9 protein-coding genes, 18 tRNA genes and 7 rRNA genes are annotated in these 25,234 nt (G+C 45.8%); 15 read left to right on the forward strand and 19 right to left on the reverse strand.

All coding sequences use genetic code 11. From position 1 onward, the window contains the following. Positions 1 to 66: 66 nt before the first annotated feature. From mltC to ITG10_RS05570, 14 genes are all read left to right on the forward strand, one after another. On the forward strand, positions 67 to 1,200 hold the full coding sequence (gene mltC / locus ITG10_RS05505) for a membrane-bound lytic murein transglycosylase MltC (protein WP_176680471.1): 1,134 nt from the start codon (positions 67 to 69) through the stop codon (positions 1,198 to 1,200). A gap of 103 nt (positions 1,201 to 1,303) precedes the next feature. Continuing rightward, positions 1,304 to 1,379: transfer RNA gene (locus ITG10_RS05510), tRNA-Phe, on the forward strand. A gap of 74 nt (positions 1,380 to 1,453) precedes the next feature. Continuing rightward, positions 1,454 to 1,529, forward strand: a tRNA-Thr gene (locus ITG10_RS05515). A gap of 7 nt (positions 1,530 to 1,536) precedes the next feature. Beyond that, positions 1,537 to 1,612: transfer RNA gene (locus ITG10_RS05520), tRNA-Phe, on the forward strand. Between the two features lie 56 nt (positions 1,613 to 1,668). After that, positions 1,669 to 1,744: transfer RNA gene (locus tag ITG10_RS05525), tRNA-Asn, on the forward strand. A 66-nt stretch (positions 1,745 to 1,810) separates the two neighbouring features. Further along, positions 1,811 to 1,886 (forward strand) — tRNA-Thr (locus tag ITG10_RS05530). Between the two features lie 7 nt (positions 1,887 to 1,893). Continuing rightward, positions 1,894 to 1,969: transfer RNA gene (locus tag ITG10_RS05535), tRNA-Phe, on the forward strand. A 56-nt stretch (positions 1,970 to 2,025) separates the two neighbouring features. Further along, positions 2,026 to 2,101 (forward strand) — tRNA-Asn (locus tag ITG10_RS05540). Between the two features lie 369 nt (positions 2,102 to 2,470). Continuing rightward, entirely contained in the window at positions 2,471 to 4,096 is a 1,626-nt protein-coding gene (locus tag ITG10_RS05545) for a methyl-accepting chemotaxis protein (protein WP_017629542.1), read from the forward strand. Positions 4,097 to 4,331: 235 nt separating this feature from the next. After that, positions 4,332 to 4,407 (forward strand) — tRNA-Phe (locus ITG10_RS05550). 56 nt (positions 4,408 to 4,463) lie between these two features. Beyond that, positions 4,464 to 4,539: transfer RNA gene (locus tag ITG10_RS05555), tRNA-Thr, on the forward strand. A gap of 24 nt (positions 4,540 to 4,563) precedes the next feature. Next, positions 4,564 to 4,639: transfer RNA gene (locus ITG10_RS05560), tRNA-Asn, on the forward strand. A gap of 36 nt (positions 4,640 to 4,675) precedes the next feature. Continuing rightward, positions 4,676 to 4,751: transfer RNA gene (locus ITG10_RS05565), tRNA-Thr, on the forward strand. A gap of 29 nt (positions 4,752 to 4,780) precedes the next feature. Next, positions 4,781 to 4,856 (forward strand) — tRNA-Asn (locus ITG10_RS05570). A 324-nt stretch (positions 4,857 to 5,180) separates the two neighbouring features. Here ITG10_RS05570 and ITG10_RS05575 read toward each other — a convergent pair. The 17 genes from ITG10_RS05575 to ITG10_RS05655 form a co-directional block, all read right to left on the reverse strand. Then, on the reverse strand, positions 5,181 to 5,576 hold the full coding sequence (locus tag ITG10_RS05575) for a DUF2391 family protein (RefSeq protein WP_017629541.1): 396 nt from the start codon (positions 5,574 to 5,576) through the stop codon (positions 5,181 to 5,183). A 1,305-nt stretch (positions 5,577 to 6,881) separates the two neighbouring features. After that, entirely contained in the window at positions 6,882 to 8,075 is a 1,194-nt protein-coding gene (locus ITG10_RS05580; protein WP_248386745.1) for an ISL3 family transposase, read from the reverse strand. Between the two features lie 246 nt (positions 8,076 to 8,321). Beyond that, positions 8,322 to 8,398, reverse strand: a tRNA-Asp gene (locus ITG10_RS05585). A 30-nt stretch (positions 8,399 to 8,428) separates the two neighbouring features. Beyond that, positions 8,429 to 8,544 (reverse strand): 5S ribosomal RNA (gene rrf / locus ITG10_RS05590). Between the two features lie 41 nt (positions 8,545 to 8,585). Further along, positions 8,586 to 8,662 (reverse strand) — tRNA-Thr (locus ITG10_RS05595). A gap of 37 nt (positions 8,663 to 8,699) precedes the next feature. Beyond that, positions 8,700 to 8,815, reverse strand: a 5S ribosomal RNA gene (gene rrf / locus ITG10_RS05600). A gap of 94 nt (positions 8,816 to 8,909) precedes the next feature. Beyond that, positions 8,910 to 11,788, reverse strand: a 23S ribosomal RNA gene (locus ITG10_RS05605). A gap of 312 nt (positions 11,789 to 12,100) precedes the next feature. Beyond that, positions 12,101 to 12,176 (reverse strand) — tRNA-Ala (locus ITG10_RS05610). A 14-nt stretch (positions 12,177 to 12,190) separates the two neighbouring features. Then, positions 12,191 to 12,267, reverse strand: a tRNA-Ile gene (locus ITG10_RS05615). A gap of 67 nt (positions 12,268 to 12,334) precedes the next feature. Beyond that, positions 12,335 to 13,889, reverse strand: a 16S ribosomal RNA gene (locus tag ITG10_RS05620). Between the two features lie 394 nt (positions 13,890 to 14,283). After that, positions 14,284 to 14,399, reverse strand: a 5S ribosomal RNA gene (gene rrf, locus ITG10_RS05625). A 91-nt stretch (positions 14,400 to 14,490) separates the two neighbouring features. Beyond that, a 23S ribosomal RNA gene (locus ITG10_RS05630) occupies positions 14,491 to 17,374 on the reverse strand. Positions 17,375 to 17,686: 312 nt separating this feature from the next. Then, a tRNA-Glu gene (locus ITG10_RS05635) sits at positions 17,687 to 17,762 on the reverse strand. Between the two features lie 65 nt (positions 17,763 to 17,827). Further along, a 16S ribosomal RNA gene (locus ITG10_RS05640) occupies positions 17,828 to 19,377 on the reverse strand. The 16S, 23S and 5S rRNA genes sit together here with 5 tRNA genes alongside, the layout of an rRNA operon. A 593-nt stretch (positions 19,378 to 19,970) precedes the next feature. Continuing rightward, positions 19,971 to 21,224, reverse strand: a complete 1,254-nt coding sequence (locus ITG10_RS05645) for an HD-GYP domain-containing protein (protein WP_017633038.1) — start codon at positions 21,222 to 21,224, stop codon at positions 19,971 to 19,973. 83 nt (positions 21,225 to 21,307) lie between these two features. Then, the gene (locus ITG10_RS05650; RefSeq protein ID WP_017633037.1) at positions 21,308 to 21,715 is read right to left on the reverse strand and encodes a VOC family protein; all 408 of its coding nucleotides are present in this window, start codon (positions 21,713 to 21,715) and stop codon (positions 21,308 to 21,310) included. Between the two features lie 480 nt (positions 21,716 to 22,195). Continuing rightward, positions 22,196 to 22,280 (reverse strand) — tRNA-Leu (locus tag ITG10_RS05655). 194 nt (positions 22,281 to 22,474) lie between these two features. On the opposite strand from ITG10_RS05655, the gene ITG10_RS05660 reads away from it, so the two are divergent. After that, complete coding sequence (locus ITG10_RS05660; RefSeq protein WP_017633036.1) at positions 22,475 to 22,951, forward strand: RDD family protein; 477 nt, start codon at positions 22,475 to 22,477, stop codon at positions 22,949 to 22,951. Positions 22,952 to 23,015: 64 nt separating this feature from the next. Here the strand turns inward: ITG10_RS05660 and lptG are convergent, their stop codons facing one another. Then, a complete protein-coding gene (gene lptG, locus ITG10_RS05665) occupies positions 23,016 to 24,086 on the reverse strand; it encodes an LPS export ABC transporter permease LptG (RefSeq protein WP_017633035.1) in 1,071 nt (356 codons plus the stop codon). A gap of 3 nt (positions 24,087 to 24,089) precedes the next feature. Next, positions 24,090 to 25,190 (reverse strand): LPS export ABC transporter permease LptF, encoded by a 1,101-nt coding sequence (gene lptF, locus ITG10_RS05670; protein ID WP_017633034.1) that lies wholly within the window; start codon positions 25,188 to 25,190, stop codon positions 24,090 to 24,092. Positions 25,191 to 25,234: the final 44 nt, after the last annotated feature.

The following is a 25,234-nucleotide window of genomic DNA, read 5'->3' on the forward strand; positions in this document are numbered from 1 at the left end:
ATTTATTTAAGCAAATTTTAATGACATCATGGTTAACGCTGCGATGTCATTTTTGTATGAGGAACTATGAAAAAGCTAAGTTACTTCCTAACAGCCATGTTATTAACAGGCTGCAGCCGTGAATTTGTCGAAAGCATTTATGATGTGAATTACGAACCGACCAACCGATTTGTAAGCAACTTGGCAGAGCTACCTGGTCAATTTGAAAAAGACACCGGTGCACTGGATGCTTTGATCAATAGCTTTTCTGGCAATATCCAAAAGCGCTGGGGCAGCAGTGAAGTAAAAATGGCAGGTAAGAGTAACTATGTGAAATACATAGATAATTACTTGAGCCGCTCAGAAGTAAACTTTAGCGAAGGCCTGATAACAGTAGAAACTGTGTCCTCAACTGAGCCTAAAAAACACCTCAAGAACGCTATAATGACGACGCTTTTGACGCCAGATGATCCGGCGCATGTCGACCTATTCTCTTCAAAAAGCATCAAGTTAGAAGGTAAACCTTTCCTCTACAATCAGGTCGTCGACCAAGAGAAAAAGCCTATTCAATGGACATGGCGCGCTAACCAATTCGCAGATTACTTGATCGCTAATAACCTCAAAACCAAAGAAGTCGACTTCAAAAAAGCCTACTACGTTGAGATCCCGATGGTGGCCGATCACGCGAGTCAGCGTAGTTATCAATATGCAGATATCGTCCGACGAGCCTCTCAGCGTTATGACATTCCTGAAGACTTGATTTACGCGATCATCAAAACAGAAAGTAGTTTTAACCCATATGCAGTGAGCTGGGCGAATGCGTATGGTCTTATGCAAGTCGTACCCAAAACGGCAGGTCGAGACGTATTTAAACTGGTAAAGAACAAGCCAGGAGAGCCGACTCCTGAGTATTTATTCAATCCAGAAAACAACATTGATGCTGGCACGGCTTACTTTTATATCCTCAAGAATCGCTATCTGAAAGACGTGCAACACCCAACAACGCTTGAGTACAGTATGATTTCTGCATACAACGGCGGTACTGGTGGCGTACTCAATACCTTCAGTAAGGACAGAAAGCGAGCAATGCGAGACCTAAACTCGTTGCAACCTAGCCAAGCGTACTGGGCACTTACCAAGAAGCACCCAAATAAAGAGTCGCGCCGATACTTAGAAAAAGTAACAAAATTCAAGAAAGATTTTAACCAAGGTAAAACGTAAGCCTCACTTTTGAATAAAAAAACAACTAACGAACGTTTTTTTTAATTATTTTCAAAAAAGGTGTTGACGGTTATGCAGAAAATCCGTTTAATAGCGCTCCGTTGCCCGGATAGCTCAGTCGGTAGAGCAGAGGATTGAAAATCCTCGTGTCGGTGGTTCGATTCCGCCTCCGGGCACCACAATTTGATTTGTTGGTGTCAACACTCTTTAACAGGGAGTAGCAACACGGACAAAAGCATAAAGAATTTAGTGTGCCGACTTAGCTCAGTAGGTAGAGCAACTGACTTGTAATCAGTAGGTCACCAGTTCGACTCCGGTAGTCGGCACCATTCTTTTGCCTCGATAGCTCAGTCGGTAGAGCAGCGGATTGAAAATCCGCGTGTCGGTGGTTCGATTCCGCCTCGAGGCACCATTATTTGATACTTAACAAATAATGGTCTTAATAGACCTGATGTTGAGACAAGTAATTCCCCCTTAGTTCAGTTGGTAGAACGGCGGACTGTTAATCCGTATGTCGCAGGTTCGAGTCCCGCAGGGGGAGCCATTTTAAAGGGCTTCATTTAAATGAGGTTCTACGAAGAGTTTACTCTTCAAGCAAAGAATTTAGTGTGCCGACTTAGCTCAGTAGGTAGAGCAACTGACTTGTAATCAGTAGGTCACCAGTTCGACTCCGGTAGTCGGCACCATTCTTTTGCCTCGATAGCTCAGTCGGTAGAGCAGCGGATTGAAAATCCGCGTGTCGGTGGTTCGATTCCGCCTCGAGGCACCATTATTTGATACTTAACAAATGATGGTCTTAACAGACCTGATGTTGAGACAAGTAATTCCCCTTTAGTTCAGTTGGTAGAACGGCGGACTGTTAATCCGTATGTCGCAAGTTCAAGTCTTGCAAGGGGAGCCACATTCAAGAAAGCCAAGTCGAAAGACTTGGCTTTTTTTCGTTTGAACGAAAGCTAAATCTATTCGATCACAACATCTAACCTTGATAATCCCTATAAAGCAGCTCTTCACACTCACGACAATATCTTCTTCTTATTTAACTTCCCACGAACTCGCGCGCCAAACTCCGTCAATTCACCAAACCAACACTTTTAAAACTCGTTCATAGTCACACAAAAATAAACAACCCATCGTTCTGTTACTTTTTTTTCTTCGTAAATTTAATCTTCATCATGTTTTGATATCTTTCTGATATCTGCTCTACACGACTTAGATTAAGATTCGATGAAATATACCTAATACTTATTATTGAATCGCTGCGCGGGGAAATATGAAATTAAAAACGCAAGCTTACTTATTATCAGGCATCATCTTGATCGCCCTGCTAGCGCTGACTGCTACTGGTTTATGGACCTTGAGAGTCGCTAGCAACATGGACAACAAAGCTCGCGTTACAGAGCTATTTAAGAGTGCATACAGCATTCTTACTGAAGTCGAGAAAATGGCTATTGATGGCACTCTAGAAGAACAACAAGCGAAACAACTTGCAACTCGCCTACTGCGTAACAATATCTATAAAGACAATGAATACGTCTACGTTGCAGATGAAAACATGACATTTGTCGCGACACCGCTAGATCCACAGCTGCATGGAACAAGCTTCAATGACTTTAAAGACGGTGATGGAAATAGCGTTGGCCAGCTTATACAAAGAGTGCTTGGCAATCGTACTGGACAGATCGTTGAATACACCTGGACGCAAAAACTTCCAGACGGAACCATTGAAGAAAAACTGTCTATTGCAGAGAAAACACCACACTGGGGTTGGGTTGTCGGCACTGGTATCGGCTTCAACGAAGTTAACGCACGTTTCTGGTCTACCGCTCAATGGCAGCTATTCCTTTGTGTCGTGATTGCAGGCCTTATTCTATCGAGCTTAATCGTATCCATTAAACGCATGCTAGCGCTTCTTGGTGGCGAGCCTAAAGATGTAAGAGAAGCCGTACAAGCCGTTGCTGAAGGCCGTATTCAAACCTCTTTCGAAACTCAAGCGATAAACGGCAGTATCTATCACGCTGTTCAGCAAATGAGTAAGTCGTTAGCTGAACTAGTCTCAAACCTAAATGCTTCTATGTTGGCATTAAGAGGCGAATTACAGCGCGTAGAAGATCGTGCAGGTTCTATCGCTCAACTAACCGAAACTCAGCAACAATCAACTGAGATGATCGCGACAGCAATGACCGAAATGGCTTCTTCGGCTAACAATGTTGCTGATTCAGCAGGCGATACAGCGCGTAATACTGATGAAGCAGACAAACAGAGCCAACATACCCAACGTCTTATTCACAACACAGTAGACAACATTCAAGGGCTAGCAGGCCAATTAGGCACGGCAAGTGAAGCTGTCGCTAACCTAGACAACGATGTAAACAACATTGTCAAAGTACTCGACGTTATCGGTGACATTGCAGAACAGACTAACCTATTGGCACTGAATGCCGCTATTGAGGCCGCTCGAGCTGGCGAACAAGGTCGTGGGTTTGCGGTTGTTGCTGACGAAGTTCGTAACCTTGCAGGTAGAACACAGTCAAGTACCAAAGAAATCCAGTTAATGATTAATAATCTTCAAGAAGGCTCTCGTAACGCTATTCAAACCATGGAAGTGTGTGCAGCAACCAGTGAGAGCACCGTAACCGAGTCTCAAAATGCCTCTGAAGCGCTACAACAGATTGTTATCGCTCTGGAGTCTATTTCCTCGATGAGTCATCAAATCGCGACAGCTGCTGCTGAGCAGACCCAGGTGAGCGATGACATTTCAAAGCGCATCAATATGATCGAAGAAAGTGGCAACCAACTGAGTAATGTCGTTACAGAAAGTCACAACAGTACCCAAACCCTCGCCTCTCTTTCTAACGAATTAGAAGCTTGGGTTAATAGGTTTGAAGTAAAACACTAAACTCTCGATAAAATTCTTAAGTAAAAAAGCACGTTTTCATACGTGCTTTTTTTATTTCGGCACCCATTCAGTGTAGTTAACCTAAGTTTTGCTCTCTTTTAAGGCATGCTAGACCTAGGTTTTTCGTGCCAAATGAACAAAAACAACCCACTAAGTATAGAAAAACATCAAACAACACTTTTTTTGCAATTTAATGTTGACCCAGAACGCGAAAACACGTTTAATACACCTCGTCGCCCGGATAGCTCAGTCGGTAGAGCAGAGGATTGAAAATCCTCGTGTCGGTGGTTCGATTCCGCCTCCGGGCACCACAATTTATTTGTTGGTGTCCTAGACAACAACAGTAAAGCACAAAGAAATATTATGTGCCGACTTAGCTCAGTAGGTAGAGCAACTGACTTGTAATCAGTAGGTCACCAGTTCGATTCCGGTAGTCGGCACCATTTCTTTAAAGCTTTAAGAATAATTCCCCTTTAGTTCAGTTGGTAGAACGGCGGACTGTTAATCCGTATGTCGCAAGTTCAAGTCTTGCAAGGGGAGCCAAGTTAATCATCAAGTATAAGCTTTTTGATTCATGATGCCGACTTAGCTCAGTAGGTAGAGCAACTGACTTGTAATCAGTAGGTCACCAGTTCGATTCCGGTAGTCGGCACCATTCTCTTGATTAGAGACTAAACAATCAATTCCCCTTTAGTTCAGTTGGTAGAACGGCGGACTGTTAATCCGTATGTCGCAAGTTCAAGTCTTGCAAGGGGAGCCAATTAAAGAAAGCCGCATCACCGATGCGGCTTTTTTGCATCTGAAGATCCTAACTTTTCCATAACTCCCCTTCATCTTTCTAATGCCTCATTCAATCCAGAAACCAACAGTTTTAAACACCCTTCAGCGCTAATCACACTTTATTCTCTAGTTCCGTTTTAACTCCTGCAACAACAGACTGTCAATTTGTACAGAGAGTCAGTTATAACGGGCTCATTAGTTACGTTACTGTTGATTGGTTCTAGAGGAATGAACGAGCTTTAGAGCGAATCAATTAGGCTCTAGAAAGGCTCTGTCGGTTGTTCAAATTGAAATGGCATCAGAGTCACTCTTTGTCAAAACTATCCACTACAATCGCTCCCATAGATGCAGGCATGGAAATTACAATCACCCTTTTGATCGACACAATAGGGTCGCTTAACAAGGGGAGCTTATCCAAACAAGTCAGCACCAAAGCAACAACCAATGCTGTCATCACATAAGCAATAACTATTCGAAAAATAAAGACCGGCAGGCGAGCAACAATATCTTTCTGAAATACGCTCTCATAGGTATAAAAGCCAAGGAACACCGCAGACAAAAGGAACAGCAATAATAAGTTAGCTGTGGGTAAAGTCTCCCCTAGTCTCCAGGCCTCTTCAGAAAAAGAAATCGGCACGGCCAAAGCAAAAGATCCAACAAAGATCTGGCTAGCATCTTCAAAGTTAAAACTTAATTTCATCGAGTTACCTTCAAGGCTTTAGGAATATGTCTAGTTACCAAAACTATCAATTCATGATCTTAGGGGGATGTTAATTGCCATCTAATATTAGTCGCATTAGCCAGAACATAGCTTGAACTAGCAAGCAGTAAAATGAATAACTCACAGATACTGGTCACCAACCTCACATATCCACTGCTAGTGTTGAGGAAAAATACATCTCCACCGACAAGCCAAAAAACGCCTCTTAAGTCACTGTAATCAATAGATTTAAGACAACTCTACATACGTCAGTGTTAGAGATATTATGTCTGCTTAATTCCACATTAATTGTGTTCTTCAAATCTTGAATATCCCCCTTATTCAACGACTAACTACTACATGAATACTAAGCAAAGTAATAACGTTGATATTCATCTTTAAGGTCCATTTGTGAGGCGCCTAAAGGCTTTTAGAATACTGTAAGCTTGATTAGTGGTTAAAGACTATTGAGTAGTAGATACGCTAGCCTCTAGCGCTTGAATAAAAGGTATTAAGTACTAGCTTGTATGACTGCATAGCGAAACTCTTTCTACACTCAGCGCCAGCTTATAGATTGTGATATTTCTAGGTAAGCCTCTGGCTAAGCTAGGCATTAAAAAGAGCGGCAAGCAGACTAGATCCTGAGGGGAAAGGAAGCAAAATAGAAGCTTTGTTTACAAGTATCTATAGTCTCGCGCTTTCTAATAGCACTATTGTTGCTCGCAAGACTCCTGTGTGAGTATTAAGACCGCCCTGATAGTAAACCTTCCGAGAACTACTCCACATAAACCTCTTAAGCCACTCTGTTCGGTGTGCAAAGAGTTAAGTCGAACTATGTGAGTACCCTCTATAAGGAGCTCTCTATACTCACAGCAGAGCTTTGTAATTGCGTGGCAAGTCTTTGGTCGGATGACAAAACTGTATGTAAAAATCGTCCTAAATCTAATTCTACGAATGAGCTTTCAGAACCGTGACTAAATAATCGAGCCTCAAAATAACAACGGAGCCCAAATAATTAGATTAAGTGCAAAAAGCCTAATGACTCTCAACGAAGGTTTTTTATGATGAGTAAATAGCTAACGACTCATGCAGCAAGAAATCATTACTCAAATAGGCATACTTATAAGCGGAGTTGTAAGTAGGGTATCAGGAGGCTGGGGCTAGTTGGTAAAGCTCAAATATCTACGCGCAAAAACGACGAAAGCCAAGTCACAAGACTAGGCTGGTATTCTATCGGACTTGCGCACTAGCGGGGCTATTTCGACCAAAGAGTGTACATACAATGATTCAAATGTAAAAAAAGGTTCATCGCGGCTTTCCGGGGAAAGCCGCTTTTATCTTCAAGAAGAAGTAGTCTGTATCTCGATATCCATACCCCATTCGCTTGATTAACTTTATTTTGTTGTTTATCCCTTCCAATGTGCAGGTGTTGAGCGGATAAGTTGCCGATGCAATAATACCGTGAAGATAAGGCCTCAGTTTTCGTGCAAACTCTTTCAATGGCTTAATTCCACTCTCTTGCACTTGTGCCCACCATACCTCCCAGAGCCCCTTAGCATGTGCTTCTGATTTACAGTACCAAAGCTCTTTGAGTTGTGAGCCGAGTATATAAGTGGCCATCAAGTCCTTATTGATATTCAATATTTCAGTAAGATAGCTATCTTGTCGTGCATTTAAATTACCTCTGTTTTTCAGCAGTACCCAGCGTGAGCGCTTCACCCATTGCCTCGCTTTTTTATCCTGCTTGAGTTTGTTAGCTTGGTCGACTCTGACTCTATCCATCACCTCACGACCGAACTTAGCAACAACATGGAATAAGTCGTAAACGATTTTTGCATTCGGGCAGTGCGCTTGAACTTCAAGGTCAAAAGCCGTATTCATGTCCATTGCGACCGCTTCGATATTGTTACCATGCTTGCCTAACTGCTCGAAAAACGGTCGTATGTCCTTGCGGCTACGACCTAACCCTACCCAAATGACTTGGTGAGTCTTAGCATCAGCGATGACTGTGGCATATCGGTGCCCTTTAAAGATGGCGAACTCGTCCATGACGAGTTGCCTTAGCCCTTCCCATTTCACTGACGGTACCACTTGGCGAAGTCGACGTTTATCTATCTCTTTAATGGTGTGCCAATGAACGCTCGTTAACTGGGAGATATGCTTAATGGGAAGAAGAGGCAGTAGTTGTTCTATATAGCTTTTTAGACGCGTCGTTATACGAGCATAAGGCTCTAACCAAGATAGAAACTCTGTTTTTATGCCGCAGTCACGACACTTGATCCTTCGAGTTTGAACGGAAAGCTCAACAGGAACATTGAACAACATGGCCTCTTTCACATGACGCCATTGATACTCATGGATAGCCTCAGCTTCAAGACCGCAAAGGCATTTAGCCTCAGAATTAGGTTTAAGAGTTAGTGTAACAAGTGATGCTGTCTGGTGAGACTTTACTATTTTAAAGCCTTCCCAGAATGAAGATAGGAAAGTATGATTCGGCATGAAAACGGTAGTTTGTGTATGATTTTTGTTTGGCGACTAAACCATATCACTTACTACCGTTTTTTTGTTTTTAGTTCCCGCTAATCCGCGATGAACCTAAAAAAAGCCCTGCTATTTCTAGCAGAGCTTCTCTATAAGTGACGAAGTGGTTGGGGTCTCAGGCGACCGGGATTCATTGGTCGAAGACCAAAATATCTATTCCCAAAACGACGAAAGCCTAGTCATAAGACTAGGCTCTCTAATGAGTGGCGGAGTGGACGGGACTCGAACCCGCGACCCCCGGCGTGACAGGCCGGTATTCTAACCAACTGAACTACCACTCCGCAGTGTCTATTCAGCTTAAAGCAATTTGAGCCTGACGATGTCCTACTCTCACATGGGGAAGCCCCACACTACCATCGGCGCTATTATGTTTCACTTCTGAGTTCGGCATGGAATCAGGTGGGTCCACAATGCTATGGTCGTCAAACAAATTCTGTTGTTAACTTGAATAACCAAATCAACCAAATATGGTGCTGATACCCAGACTCGAACTGGGGACCTCACCCTTACCAAGGGTGCGCTCTACCGGGCTGAGCTATATCAGCAATTCAGAACCGTTTAAAACGATTCTAAAGATTTAAAGCCTGGCGATGTCCTACTCTCACATGGGGAAGCCCCACACTACCATCGGCGCTATTGTGTTTCACTTCTGAGTTCGGCATGGAATCAGGTGGGTCCACAATGCTATGGTCGCCAAGCAAATTTTAAAATTCGGAAAACTGTAATTTAAAAGTGTCTCTTCAAACTCATTCAAGGTCTGTCTTTGAGTCCACAAAACCCCTTGGGTGTTGTATGGTTAAGCCTCACGGGCAATTAGTACAGGTTAGCTCAATGCCTCGCAGCACTTACACACCCTGCCTATCAACGTTCTAGTCTTGAACAACCCTTAAGGACGCTTAAAGCGTCAGGGAAAACTCATCTCAGGGCTCGCTTCCCGCTTAGATGCTTTCAGCGGTTATCGATTCCGAACTTAGCTACCGGGCAATGCCATTGGCATGACAACCCGAACACCAGAGGTTCGTCCACTCCGGTCCTCTCGTACTAGGAGCAGCCCCCTTCAATTTTCCAACGCCCACGGCAGATAGGGACCGAACTGTCTCACGACGTTCTAAACCCAGCTCGCGTACCACTTTAAATGGCGAACAGCCATACCCTTGGGACCGACTTCAGCCCCAGGATGTGATGAGCCGACATCGAGGTGCCAAACACCGCCGTCGATATGAACTCTTGGGCGGTATCAGCCTGTTATCCCCGGAGTACCTTTTATCCGTTGAGCGATGGCCCTTCCATTCAGAACCACCGGATCACTATGACCTGCTTTCGCACCTGCTCGAATTGTCATTCTCGCAGTCAAGCGGGCTTATGCCATTGCACTAACCACACGATGTCCAACCGTGTTTAGCCCACCTTCGTGCTCCTCCGTTACTCTTTGGGAGGAGACCGCCCCAGTCAAACTACCCACCAGGCACTGTCCGTAATCCCGATTCAGGGACCAACGTTAGAACATCAAAACTACAAGGGTGGTATTTCAAGGACGACTCCACCACATCTAGCGACGCGGTTTCATAGTCTCCCACCTATCCTACACATGTAGGTTCAATGTTCAGTGCCAAGCTGTAGTAAAGGTTCACGGGGTCTTTCCGTCTAGCCGCGGGTACACTGCATCTTCACAGCGATTTCAATTTCACTGAGTCTCGGGTGGAGACAGCGTGGCCATCATTACGCCATTCGTGCAGGTCGGAACTTACCCGACAAGGAATTTCGCTACCTTAGGACCGTTATAGTTACGGCCGCCGTTTACCGGGGCTTCGATCAAGAGCTTCGACCGAAGTCTAACCCCATCAATTAACCTTCCGGCACCGGGCAGGCGTCACACCGTATACGTCATCTTACGATTTTGCACAGTGCTGTGTTTTAATAAACAGTTGCAGCCACCTGGTATCTGCGACTCTCGTCTGCTCCATCCGCAAGGGACTTCACTGATAAGAGCGTACCTTCTCCCGAAGTTACGGTACCATTTTGCCCTGGTTCCTTCACGAGTTCTCTCAAGCGCCTTGGTATTCTCTACCCGACCACCTGTGTCGGTTTGGGGTACGATTCCTTACAATCTGAAGCTTAGAGGCTTTTCCTGGAAGCATGGCATCAATGACTTCACTACCGTAGTAGCTCGACATCGTATCTCAGCGTTAGTAGCGGTCCGGATTTACCTAAACCACCCGCCTACGTACTTGAACCTGGGCAACCGTCGCCAGGCCCACCTAGCCTTCTCCGTCCCCCATCGCAATTGTAAAAGTACGGGAATATTAACCCGTTTCCCATCGACTACGCCTTTCGGCCTCGCCTTAGGAGTCGACTTACCCTGCCCCGATTAACGTTGGACAGGAACCCTTGGTCTTCCGGCGAGGGAGTTTTCACTCCCTTTATCGTTACTCATGTCAGCATTCGCACTTCTGATACCTCCAGCAGCCCTTACAGACCACCTTCAACGGCTTACAGAACGCTCCCCTACCCCGCACCCTAAGGTACGTAGCCGCAGCTTCGGTGTATAGCTTAGCCCCGTTACATCTTCCGCGCAGGCCGACTCGACCAGTGAGCTATTACGCTTTCTTTAAATGATGGCTGCTTCTAAGCCAACATCCTGGCTGTCTGAGCCTTCCCACATCGTTTCCCACTTAGCTATACTTTGGGACCTTAGCTGGCGGTCTGGGTTGTTTCCCTCTCCACGACGGACGTTAGCACCCGCCGTGTGTCTCCCGGATAGTACTTACTGGTATTCGGGTTTGCAAAGGGTTGGTAAGTCGGGATGACCCCCTAGCCTTAACAGTGCTCTACCCCCAGTAGTATTCGTCCGAGGCGCTACCTAAATAGCTTTCGGGGAGAACCAGCTATCTCCAGGTTTGATTGGCCTTTCACCCTAGCCACAAGTCATCCGCTAATTTTTCAACATTAGTCGGTTCGGTCCTCCAGTTGATGTTACTCAACCTTCAACCTGCCCATGGCTAGATCACCTGGTTTCGGGTCTAATCCTAGCAACTGTACGCCCAGTTAAGACTCGGTTTCCCTACGGCTCCCCTAAACGGTTAACCTTGCTACTAAAATTAAGTCGCTGACCCATTATACAAAGGTACGCAGTCACACCACGAAGGTGCTCCTACTGCTTGTACGTACACGGTTTCAGGTTCTATTTCACTCCCCTCACAGGGGTTCTTTTCGCCTTTCCCTCACGGTACTGGTTCACTATCGGTCAGTCAGTAGTATTTAGCCTTGGAGGATGGTCCCCCATATTCAGACAGGATATCACGTGTCCCGCCCTACTCGTTTTCACTGATGATGAGATGTCGATTACGGGGCTATCACCTTTATTGCGGCACTTTCCAGAGCCTTCATCTGTCTCATTAAAGCTTAAGGGCTAATCAATTTCGCTCGCCGCTACTTTCGGAATCTCGGTTGATTTCTCTTCCTCGGGGTACTTAGATGTTTCAGTTCCCCGGTTTTGCCTCCTGTTGCTATGTATTCACAACAGGATACTTACTTATGTAAGTGGGTTTCCCCATTCAGGAATCCCAGACTTAAAGGTTATTACTACCTAATCTGGGCTTATCGCAAGTTATTACGCCTTTCATCGCCTCTGACTGCCAAGGCATCCACCGTGTACGCTTAGTCACTTAACCATACAACCCGAAAGGGTCTTAGCGTATGGCAACTAACCAAGGTTTTTGGTTGTCATCAAGAAGGGTTAATTCTCAATGACTGTTTGCCGGACTCAATTGTGATTCAAACTTGTTTGAATCGAATACAAGACACTTGAATGTGTTTGTTGTGTTTATACCGTTCTTATTAAATAAGAGCAGATAAACATTGAGAACTTTTAAATTTGATTGAATTACTCGTAAGTAATCAATCAGTCAGCTTTCCAAATTGTTAAAGAGCTAGATTTCTTTCGAAACCATTTTTAAAGATTCTTAGGGAAAAACCCTTAAAGATGGTGGAGCTATGCGGGATCGAACCGCAGACCTCCTGCGTGCAAGGCAGGCGCTCTCCCAGCTGAGCTATAGCCCCATCTAGGTCGATATTGGTGGGTCTGAGTGGACTTGAACCACCGACCTCCCGCTTATCAGGCGAGCGCTCTAACCAGCTGAGCTACAGACCCAATATCGTCTCTTAACTTTTCTAAACCTAATCAATCTGTGTGGACACTTATCGTGAGTATCTTCGTATAAGGAGGTGATCCAGCCCCAGGTTCCCCTAGGGCTACCTTGTTACGACTTCACCCCAGTCATGAACCACAAAGTGGTGAGCGTCCTCCCCGAAAGGTTAAACTACCCACTTCTTTTGCAGCCCACTCCCATGGTGTGACGGGCGGTGTGTACAAGGCCCGGGAACGTATTCACCGTGACATTCTGATTCACGATTACTAGCGATTCCGACTTCATGGAGTCGAGTTGCAGACTCCAATCCGGACTACGACGCACTTTTTGGGATTCGCTCACTATCGCTAGCTTGCTGCCCTCTGTATGCGCCATTGTAGCACGTGTGTAGCCCTACTCGTAAGGGCCATGATGACTTGACGTCGTCCCCACCTTCCTCCGGTTTATCACCGGCAGTCTCCCTGGAGTTCCCGACATTACTCGCTGGCAAACAAGGATAAGGGTTGCGCTCGTTGCGGGACTTAACCCAACATTTCACAACACGAGCTGACGACAGCCATGCAGCACCTGTCTCAGAGCTCCCGAAGGCACACCTGCGTCTCCGCTGGCTTCTCTGGATGTCAAGAGTAGGTAAGGTTCTTCGCGTTGCATCGAATTAAACCACATGCTCCACCGCTTGTGCGGGCCCCCGTCAATTCATTTGAGTTTTAATCTTGCGACCGTACTCCCCCAGGCGGTCTACTTAACGCGTTAGCTCCGAAAGCCACGGCTCAAGGCCACAACCTCCAAGTAGACATCGTTTACGGCGTGGACTACCAGGGTATCTAATCCTGTTTGCTCCCCACGCTTTCGCATCTGAGTGTCAGTGTCTGTCCAGGGGGCCGCCTTCGCCACTGGTATTCCTTCAGATCTCTACGCATTTCACCGCTACACCTGAAATTCTACCCCCCTCTACAGCACTCTAGTTCACCAGTTTCAAATGCAGTTCCGAGGTTGAGCCCCGGGCTTTCACATCTGACTTAATGAACCACCTGCATGCGCTTTACGCCCAGTAATTCCGATTAACGCTCGCACCCTCCGTATTACCGCGGCTGCTGGCACGGAGTTAGCCGGTGCTTCTTCTGTTGCTAACGTCAAGATGCGCAGCTATTAACTACACACCCTTCCTCACAACTGAAAGTACTTTACAACCCGAAGGCCTTCTTCATACACGCGGCATGGCTGCATCAGGCTTTCGCCCATTGTGCAATATTCCCCACTGCTGCCTCCCGTAGGAGTCTGGACCGTGTCTCAGTTCCAGTGTGGCTGATCATCCTCTCAGACCAGCTAGGGATCGTCGCCTTGGTGAGCCATTACCTCACCAACTAGCTAATCCCACCTAGGCATATCTTGACGCGAGAGGCCCGAAGGTCCCCCTCTTTGGCCCGTAGGCATTATGCGGTATTAGCCATCGTTTCCAATGGTTATCCCCACATCAAGGCAATTTCCTAGGCATTACTCACCCGTCCGCCGCTCGACGCCCATTAACGCACCCGAAGGATTGTTAGTGTCGTTTCCGCTCGACTTGCATGTGTTAGGCCTGCCGCCAGCGTTCAATCTGAGCCATGATCAAACTCTTCAATTTAAGATTTTGTGACTCAACGAATACTGACTTCAAAACTAATATTTACCGAAGTAAACATGTAATTCTAAAGCTATTACCATTCCAACAGAATGATAATGAATTGACTGTGCCGAATAACTACAAGTAGTTAAACGTATTGGTCACTCAGTTCATTGAAATCAATTTTGATTCCGAAGAATCTGTTTTATCTAACGATAAAACGTTTTGATATTCATCAACGAGTGCCCACACAGATTGATAGGTTTAAATTGTTAAAGAGCTTTGCTTTCAGTGCCTTAGCACGTAAGCAGGACGCGTATAATACGCTTTCCACTTTGAAAGTCAACATAAAACTCTAAGAAAACTTAGAACTCTATGGTGACTTGTCTATTAAATAGACAAAGTCGAAATTAAAGCCTGGCGATGTCCTACTCTCACATGGGGAAACCCCACACTACCATCGGCGCTATTGTGTTTCACTTCTGAGTTCGGCATGGAATCAGGTGGGTCCACAATGCTATGGTCGCCAAGCAAATTTTAAAATTCGGAAAACTGATTTAAAAGTCTCTTTCAAACTCATTCAAGGTCTGTCTTTGAGTCCACAAAACCCCTTGGGTGTTGTATGGTTAAGCCTCACGGGCAATTAGTACAAGTTAGCTCAATGCCTCACAGCACTTACACACCCTGCCTATCAACGTCGTAGTCTACGACAACCCTTTAGGACGCTTATAGCGCCAGGGAAAACTCATCTCAAGGCTCGCTTCCCGCTTAGATGCTTTCAGCGGTTATCGATTCCGAACTTAGCTACCGGGCAATGCCATTGGCATGACAACCCGAACACCAGAGGTTCGTCCACTCCGGTCCTCTCGTACTAGGAGCAGCCCCTTTCAATTTTCCAACGCCCACGGCAGATAGGGACCGAACTGTCTCACGACGTTCTAAACCCAGCTCGCGTACCACTTTAAATGGCGAACAGCCATACCCTTGGGACCGACTTCAGCCCCAGGATGTGATGAGCCGACATCGAGGTGCCAAACACCGCCGTCGATATGAACTCTTGGGCGGTATCAGCCTGTTATCCCCGGGTACCTTTTATCCGTTGAGCGATGGCCCTTCCATTCAGAACCACCGGATCACTATGACCTGCTTTCGCACCTGCTCGAATTGTCATTCTCGCAGTCAAGCGGGCTTATGCCATTGCACTAACCCACGATGTCCAACCGTGTTTAGCCCACCTTCGTGCTCCTCCGTTACTCTTTGGGAGGAGACCGCCCCAGTCAAACTACCCACCAGGCACTGTCCGTAATCCCGATTCAGGGACCAACGTTAGAACATCAAAACTACAAGGGTGGTATTTCAAGGACGACTCCACCACATCTAGCGACGCGGTTTCATAGTCTCCCACCTATCCTACACATGTAGGTTCAATGTTCAGTGCCAAGCTGTAGTAAGGTTCACGGGGTCTTTCCGTCTAGCCGCGGGTACACTGCATCTTCACAGCGATTTCAATTTCACTGAGTCTCGGGTGGAGACAGCGTGGCCATCATTACGCCATTCGTGCAGGTCGGAACTTACCCGACAAGGAATTTCGCTACCTTAGGACCGTTATAGTTACGGCCGCCGTTTACCGGGGCTTCGATCAAGAGCTTCGACCGAAGTCTAACCCCATCAATTAACCTTCCGGCACCGGGCAGGCGTCACACCGTATACGTCATCTTACGATTTTGCACAGTGCTGTGTTTTTAATAAACAGTTGCAGCCACCTGGTATCTGCGACTCTCGTCTGCTCCATCCGCAAGGGACTTCACTGATAAGAGCGTACCTTCTCCCGAAGTTACGGTACCATTTTGCCTAGTTCCTTCACCCGAGTTCTCTCAAGCGCCTTGGTATTCTCTACCCGACCACCTGTGTCGGTTTGGGGTACGATTCCTTACAATCTGAAGCTTAGAGGCTTTTCCTGGAAGCATGGCATCAATGACTTCACTACCGTAGTAGCTCGACATCGTATCTCAGCGTTAGTAGCGGTCCGGATTTACCTAAACCACCCGCCTACGTACTTGAACCTGGACAACCGTCGCCAGGCCCACCTAGCCTTCTCCGTCCCCCATCGCAATTGTAAGAAGTACGGGAATATTAACCCGTTTCCCATCGACTACGCCTTTCGGCCTCGCCTTAGGAGTCGACTTACCCTGCCCCGATTAACGTTGGACAGGAACCCTTGGTCTTCCGGCGAGGGAGTTTTTCACTCCCTTTATCGTTACTCATGTCAGCATTCGCACTTCTGATACCTCCAGCAGCCCTTACAGACCACCTTCAACGGCTTACAGAACGCTCCCCTACCCCACGCACCCTAAGGTACGTAGCCGCAGCTTCGGTGTATAGCTTAGCCCCGTTACATCTTCCGCGCAGGCCGACTCGACCAGTGAGCTATTACGCTTTCTTTAAATGATGGCTGCTTCTAAGCCAACATCCTGGCTGTCTGAGCCTTCCCACATCGTTTCCCACTTAGCTATACTTTGGGACCTTAGCTGGCGGTCTGGGTTGTTTCCCTCTCTCCACGACGGACGTTAGCACCCGCCGTGTGTCTCCCGGATAGTACTTACTGGTATTCGGGTTTGCAAAGGGTTGGTAAGTCGGGATGACCCCCTAGCCTTAACAGTGCTCTACCCCAGTAGTATTCGTCCGAGGCGCTACCTAAATAGCTTTCGGGGAGAACCAGCTATCTCCAGGTTTGATTGGCCTTTCACCCCTAGCCACAAGTCATCCGCTAATTTTTCAACATTAGTCGGTTCGGTCCTCCAGTTGATGTTACTCAACCTTCAACCTGCCCATGGCTAGATCACCTGGTTTCGGGTCTAATCCTAGCAACTGTACGCCCAGTTAAGACTCGGTTTCCCTACGGCTCCCCTAAACGGTTAACCTTGCTACTAAAATTAAGTCGCTGACCCATTATACAAAAGGTACGCAGTCACACCACGAAGGTGCTCCTACTGCTTGTACGTACACGGTTTCAGGTTCTATTTCACTCCCCTCACAGGGGTTCTTTTCGCCTTTCCCTCACGGTACTGGTTCACTATCGGTCAGTCAGTAGTATTTAGCCTTGGAGGATGGTCCCCCCATATTCAGACAGGATATCACGTGTCCCGCCCTACTCGTTTTCACTGATGATGAGATGTCGATTACGGGGCTATCACCGCTATTGCGGCACTTTCAGAGCCTTCATCTGTCTCATTAAAAGCTTAAGGGCTAATCAATTTCGCTCGCCGCTACTTTCGGAATCTCGGTTGATTTCTCTTCCTCGGGGTACTTAGATGTTTCAGTTCCCCGGTTTGCCTCCTGTTGCTATGTATTCACAACAGGATACTTACTATGTAAGTGGGTTTCCCCATTCAGGAATCCCAGACTTAAAGGTTATTACTACCTAATCTGGGCTTATCGCAAGTTATTACGCCTTTCATCGCCTCTGACTGCCAAGGCATCCACCGTGTACGCTTAGTCACTTAACCATACAACCCGAAAGGGTCTTAATGTATGGCAACTAACCAAGGTTTTTGGTTGTCATCAAGAAGGGTTAATTCTCAATGACTGTTTGCCGGACTCAATTGTGATTCAAACTTGTTTGAATCGAATACAAGACACTTGAATGTGTTTGTTGTGTTTATACCGTTCTTATTAAATAAGAGCAGATAAACATTGAGAACTTTTAAATTTGATTGAATTACTCGTAAGTAATCAATCAGTCAGCTTTCCAAATTGTTAAAGAGCTAGATTTCTTTCGAAACCATTTTTAAAGACACTTAAATAAATGCGCTTAAAGATGGTATCCCGTAGGGGAGTCGAACCCCTGTTACCGCCGTGAAAGGGCGGTGTCCTAGGCCTCTAGACGAACGGGACATAGGTTACTCTTAACTGTTTAAACATATCAATCTGTGTGGACACTTATCGTGAATATCTTCGTATAAGGAGGTGATCCAGCCCCAGGTTCCCCTAGGGCTACCTTGTTACGACTTCACCCCAGTCATGAACCACAAAGTGGTGAGCGTCCTCCCCGAAAGGTTAAACTACCCACTTCTTTTGCAGCCCACTCCCATGGTGTGACGGGCGGTGTGTACAAGGCCCGGGAACGTATTCACCGTAGCATTCTGATCTACGATTACTAGCGATTCCGACTTCATGGAGTCGAGTTGCAGACTCCAATCCGGACTACGACGCACTTTTTGGGATTCGCTCACTATCGCTAGCTTGCTGCCCTCTGTATGCGCCATTGTAGCACGTGTAGCCCTACTCGTAAGGGCCATGATGACTTGACGTCGTCCCCACCTTCCTCCGGTTTATCACCGGCAGTCTCCCTGGAGTTCCCGACATTACTCGCTGGCAAACAAGGATAAGGGTTGCGCTCGTTGCGGGACTTAACCCAACATTTCACAACACGAGCTGACGACAGCCATGCAGCACCTGTCTCAGAGCTCCCGAAGGCACACCTGCGTCTCCGCTGGCTTCTCTGGATGTCAAGAGTAGGTAAGGTTCTTCGCGTTGCATCGAATTAAACCACATGCTCCACCGCTTGTGCGGGCCCCCGTCAATTCATTTGAGTTTTAATCTTGCGACCGTACTCCCCAGGCGGTCTACTTAACGCGTTAGCTCCGAAAGCCACGGCTCAAGGCCACAACCTCCAAGTAGACATCGTTTACGGCGTGGACTACCAGGGTATCTAATCCTGTTTGCTCCCCACGCTTTCGCATCTGAGTGTCAGTATCTGTCCAGGGGGCCGCCTTCGCCACTGGTATTCCTTCAGATCTCTACGCATTTCACCGCTACACCTGAAATTCTACCCCCCTCTACAGTACTCTAGTTCACCAGTTTCAAATGCAGTTCCGAGGTTGAGCCCCGGGCTTTCACATCTGACTTAATGAACCACCTGCATGCGCTTTACGCCCAGTAATTCCGATTAACGCTCGCACCCTCCGTATTACCGCGGCTGCTGGCACGGAGTTAGCCGGTGCTTCTTCTGTTGCTAACGTCAAGAGATAGCGCTATTAACACTACCCCCTTCCTCACAACTGAAAGTACTTTACAACCCGAAGGCCTTCTTCATACACGCGGCATGGCTGCATCAGGCTTTCGCCCATTGTGCAATATTCCCCACTGCTGCCTCCCGTAGGAGTCTGGACCGTGTCTCAGTTCCAGTGTGGCTGATCATCCTCAGACCAGCTAGGGATCGTCGCCTTGGTGAGCCATTACCTCACCAACTAGCTAATCCCACCTAGGCATATCTTGACGCGAGAGGCCCGAAGGTCCCCCTCTTTGGCCCGTAGGCATTATGCGGTATTAGCCATCGTTTCCAATGGTTATCCCCACATCAAGGCAATTTCCTAGGCATTACTCACCCGTCCGCCGCTCGACGCCCATTAACGCACCCGAAGGATTGTTAGTGTCGTTTCCGCTCGACTTGCATGTGTTAGGCCTGCCGCCAGCGTTCAATCTGAGCCATGATCAAACTCTTCAATTTAAGATTTTGTGACTCAACGAATACTGACTTCAAAACTAATATTTACCGAAGTAAACATGTAATTTTAAAGCTATTACCATTCCAACAGAATGGTAATGAATTGACTGTGCCAAATAACCGAAGTTATTCGTATTGGTCACTCAGTTCATTGAAATCAATTTTGATTCCGAAGAATCTGTTTTATCTAATGATAAAACGTTTTGATATTCATCAACGAGTGCCCACACAGATTGATAGGTTTAAATTGTTAAAGAGCTTCTCTTCGTTGTGACTTACATCACTTCGGAAGAGGCGGCCATTCTAGCGACTTAATCCTCAGTGTCAAACACTTATTTGGAATTAATTTCTACTTTCTAAAAGTAGGAGCGAATAATCACTCAAAGCTAGTTGCCTTCACTAACATTCTGCGCTGAAGCCTTGTGGCGTCTGCCGTGTCAGTGAGGCGGCATTATAGAGACGCCGCTATTATTGGCAAGCATTAAATGCGTTTTTATTGAAAAAAGAGGTTAAGTGAAGACATTTCAACCAAGGGCTCATTTATACCATTTTCACCCCAAGTTTCGAACAAATTACCCACAACACCTTGTGGATAACTACTCTCCGTTATCAAAAAAATAAGATAAACGAGCTCTTGGGTTTAGATATTCTCTCACTTGTTCAGGTAATTTACTTGGATGAACTGCATTGACGATTTTTATCTCTTTAATAAAGAGGTCAATAATCGGAGCTTGGGTTCTTGGTACGCTAGGATCATAGATAAGAACATTCGGATAAAGCATATGCTTGGCATTAACGGATATCACAATCCCAATCGAATCATTTGAAAGTTGTACTACCGTTCCCGGCGGGTACGCTCCCATAAACTTGACCAGCAAACTCAAATTGTCCTGACTATATAGATGCTTGCAACTCTTATATAAGTGAGACAATGCCAGATACGGGATCATTTGTTGAGATTGCGTTTTACCATGGCAAAGGTTATCAAATGCATTAGCCACTGCGACTATCTTGGCAAATTCATCTATCTCATCTTCTTTTAAGCCTTCGGGATAACCAGAACCATCATTCATCTCATGATGTTGAGCAATCACCTTTTTGGCCCTTTCAGGAAAGTCATCAATTGTTGAGACAATATCTGCACCATACTTAGTATGGAGCTTTAAGTAGTTCTCTTCTGGTACCGTAAGCGCACTCTGCTTTCTTAATATGGCGACTGGTATTTTGATTTTACCTATATCGTGGAACAACGCTGCGAAGGAAAGATCTTTCAATTGCTGCGTATTGTAACCTTTCGCTTTACCTATCATCAGCGCGACAACTGAAACATTCAGTGTATGAAAGTAGATGTCTTCAAAATCAGCTTTAGCATTCATAAGGTGCAATGTGACGTTATCATCGCTTACTAATGTTTCTACAATGTCATCAACCAGAGCTTTTACCTCCCCTACTGCATCTAAAGGTCGGTTACGGATCTTGGTCATCACAGAACGCATGCGAGCAAGCGAACGTTCGAACTCTTTCTCGCAATGACTCACTCTGCGACGATAAGAGCTTAGAGTTTCGATACGTTCATGCTTATCTTTCCACATTCTTTCTGCTTCAAGGCTTACTTGTAAATCAGTATCGCCTTCTTGCTCAATCACATGGTTAGCAGGTAGAGGAGATGTATCGCTTTGATTCAAGTTTATATAGACGTGCTTAATCCCAAGATGTCGAATTACCTTTACTTGGGCGTCATCTTTGATTTTAAAACTGTTGAATAAAAATGGGTGTTCATTCCATTTTACGGGGAGTCGTATATGCAGACCGGGCTGAATGCGATCTACGGTAATCTTTATGCTGCCCATTTTTATATATAATATTGATTAATAATCTCTATTTATAATTCTAATAAAACCAAGCAGCAATTTCACTATCCAATTTCACAGGTTCAATTTAAAGAATCGCAATGCACCATCCAGCGTATCCCAAACTTATCTTCGACCTTACCAAACCTAGCCCCCCAAAAAGTATCCGCTAACGGCGTCATTACGCGACCATCTTGCTTTAGCTTTTCAAAGATTTGCTCTTGAGTTGCGGTATCTTCAGTAACAAGAGAGAGCGCAAGGTTGTTCCCTTCTAATTCTTTTGCCTTTACACCATCAGACATCATGAGCTTCATACCAAATGCTTCGAACTCAGCATGCATAACCCAATCAGGTTGAGCTCCCTCTATTACCTGTGGTGCATCACTAAAGAGTTGCTTCGATAAAACCACACCGCCAAAACACTTATGATAAAAATCCAACGCTTCATTACAACGACCATCAAAAAACAAGTAAGGGGTTACTGTCAGCATATCTCTCTCCTCTGTTATTTATTTAAACATAGACAATAGAAGAAGGAATGACAGGTAACAGTATGATTTAAGATGATTAATTTATTAGGAAATGAAATTACGAAGGGAAACTGCGAGATTTAGGAATGAAACAATAAGATCTGACTGATTAGACAGGTACTGATCTCGTAACCACGAAGGCACTGTTCTCTATACTCTAGATACAACAAAGCCCCAACTTTCGTTGAGGCTCTGTCTTAAAATATGGTACCGGTAGGCGACTTGACTTGACTGGGCTTGCATCCAAGCCGACACGCTGGGTTTCAAATTCACAAACGCCCAAAACGACGAAAGGCCGCTATAAAAGCGACCTTTCTATATATGGTACCGGTTTAGGCGGACTGATTGGACAGGCATTCCTGCCGCTACCTCGAAGGCAACGCTTTCCATACTCCAGATACAACAAAGCCCCGACTGAGTCGAGGCTTTGTCATTTAAATATGGTACCGGTAGGCGGACTTGAACCGCCACGCCCGAAGGCAACGGATTTTGAATCCGTCGTGTATACCAATTTCACCATACCGGCATTATCTTGGGCATTGCCCTGTCGATGTTTGGCATTATACGTATGCGAACTGATGTGGCAAGTATAAAAACTTGAATTCATGTGTGTTTGCCGATAATTTCGCCACTAAGTCATAAGCTGTGCGTCATGTCTCTTTTCAGGCCAAGCCTTAAACTATATTCTGACGCCTCAATTTTTAAAGAAGTAATAACACCATGACATCAACAAACACTCTGCCACCAGCTGGGGTAATGCGCCGATTTGGTGCCTTGTTCTATGACGCTCTTATCGTAATCGCTATTGAGATGATGGCGGCTGGCGTCATTGTTGCTCTGCTACACGCACTCATGGCTCTTGGCGTTTTCAATCATAGTGGATATGCCGATGTTAGTGACTTCTTAACTAACCACCCTATTTGGAGCCCTGCTTACACTTTTTACCTAGTAGTGGTTTGGGTGTACTTCTTTGTGTTCTTCTGGACAAGAGCAGGCCAAACACTGGGGATGCGAGCTTGGAAACTACGAGTTCAAAACAAAGATGGCTCTGCGATTACAATCACTCAAGCACTAATTCGCTTAGGCACCTCAGGTTTTGGACTAGCAAACTTGTGTGTTCCATTCGACCCTCAAAAACGTGGCTTCCACGATATCTGGGCGAAGACGCAAGTGGTCGTGTTACCGAAAGCTCGATAACACCATTATTCGACATCCAAACAAGATCAAAAAAGGAAGGCGTTATGCCTTCCTTTTTTTCTATCTAGAGTTTTCGCCTCAAGAGCATGATGGCAATTCCGAGGAACACCACGCTCGGGGCTATCGCACCAAAGGCCGGTGGTATTTGATAAACCAAACTGACTGGGCCAAAGAACTCACTGGATATATAGAAGGTAAAGCCAGCGATAACACCAGACAAAATCCTAGCACCCATAGTCACACTTCGTAGGGGACCAAAGATAAACGACAGCGCCATCAACATCATTACTGCTATCGATATAGGTTGGGTTATCTTTCTCCACAATGCCAATTCATAGCGTGACGCATCTTGCTCTGATGCTTTCAGGTATGACACATAATCATACAACCCACTCAAAGACAGTTCTTCCGGTTTAACCGTTACTATTGCAAGCTTATCCGGAGCTAACGATGTCTCCCAACGGTAAGTAGGCAGACTTTCTTTAGTAATCTGAATTTCATTTTCGAACGACGTAATTTCCACATCGTTCATCGTCCAAACATTGTCTCCTACGTAATCCACTTCTTCAGAGTAGATAGCCGTTTTGAGTGCTTTGTTCTCATCAAAGCGCCACATGTTCATACCGTAAAGCTTCTCATCATCGATTTTGACAATAAAGATAAAGTCATTGGCGTCACGAGCCCAGACACCGCTTTGAGTCGAGATAATATTACCACCAGCGATCGAGATGGTTCTTAAGTCACGAGCCATCTTTTGTGCTTGAGGCGCGCCCCATTGACCAAGAAGAGTCACGACGATCATGAGTGGGATAGCGGTTTTGAGTACCGATAGGCCAATATCTAGCTTAGAGAAACCTGCCGCCTGCATAACTACCAGCTCAGAGCTCGCAGCCAACATCCCCAAACCAATCAATGCACCAAGCAATGCCGCCATTGGGAAGAACATTTCAATATCACGAGGAATACTCAGTAAAACGAAATACAGGGCTTGCAGTAGATCGTATGTACCACGACCAACCTTTCTCAGTTGCTCTACATACTTGATGATCCCAGAAAGACCAACAAACGTCACCAAAACCAGTGACGTCGTTGCGATGATGGTTCTGCCTATATATAAATCGAGAATCTTAAACACGGCTTAAGCCAACCTCTTATTCTTGAATTTTTCTTTCAAACGCCTTACTGGCACGCTATCCATAAAGTTTGCACCAATCGCGACAAATAACAATAACGCATTGATTGGCCACATGCCGATTACCGCCGGGATACTGCCCTCTTCAATAGAAGATTTAGTCGCACTGATTGCCAAGAAGTAAGTCAGGTAAATGAGAATCGCCGGGCCAATCTTTGCAAAACGCCCCTGTCTTGGGTTTACCGCAGATAGTGGCACAACAAGCATGGTCAACAATGGAATACAAAGTACCAATGAGATACGCCACTGTAATTCCGCTTTCGCGCTATTATTTGGATTACCAATCAGTTCAAGAGTTGAAATCGCCTCCCAATCTCGACCTTTCTTCTCCACTTCACGCTGACCAATCAGGCCTTCGTACTCTTCAAAGTGCGTCACCATATAATCAAGGCGTGTAGGCACACCCTCATGACGCGTGCCATCGTACATAACGATGACTTGGCGACCATCACTAAGCTCTTTTACATCCCCTGACTTAGAGAACATCACGCTCGGCAGAACAGAATCACGTGGTCGCATTTGAGCAACGAACACATTTTCTAACTTATTACCGTCGATATCATCGATGAATACCACAGATGAGCCATCCGGCGTGCCTTCAAACTTACCCTTAGGTAGCAAATCGACACTGTTCTCTGCGGCGACTTCTTCATACATTTGTTCAACTTTGTCTTGCGACCAAGGAGATAACCAAAATGAGTTAAAGGCTGCAACCGATGCAGTAATCAAAGCTAAGTAAAGCGCAGATTGGATCAGGAATTTATTGCCGATACCCGTAGCGTTCATCACTACAATTTCACTTTCAGCGTAAAGGCGACCAAAAGTGAGCAAAATACCAATATAGATACTGAGTGGCAGCATCAACAAACCCATTGCTGGCATATTTAGACCAACAATCGACAATATGAGACTCGCAGGGATATCACCATCAGAGGCGTCCGCTAAAACACTGATGAATTTTTGGCTGAGAAACACGAGAAAGAGAACAAAAAAGATCGCAAATTGGCTCTTGATTGTCTCGCGGATCAAATATCTAACAATAATCACGCTCAAATTACCTATACAAAACTTGTTTTTTTGATTGAATCACT

The organism is Vibrio sp. ED004, assembly GCF_023206395.1.
Classification (GTDB): Bacteria; Pseudomonadota; Gammaproteobacteria; order Enterobacterales; family Vibrionaceae; genus Vibrio.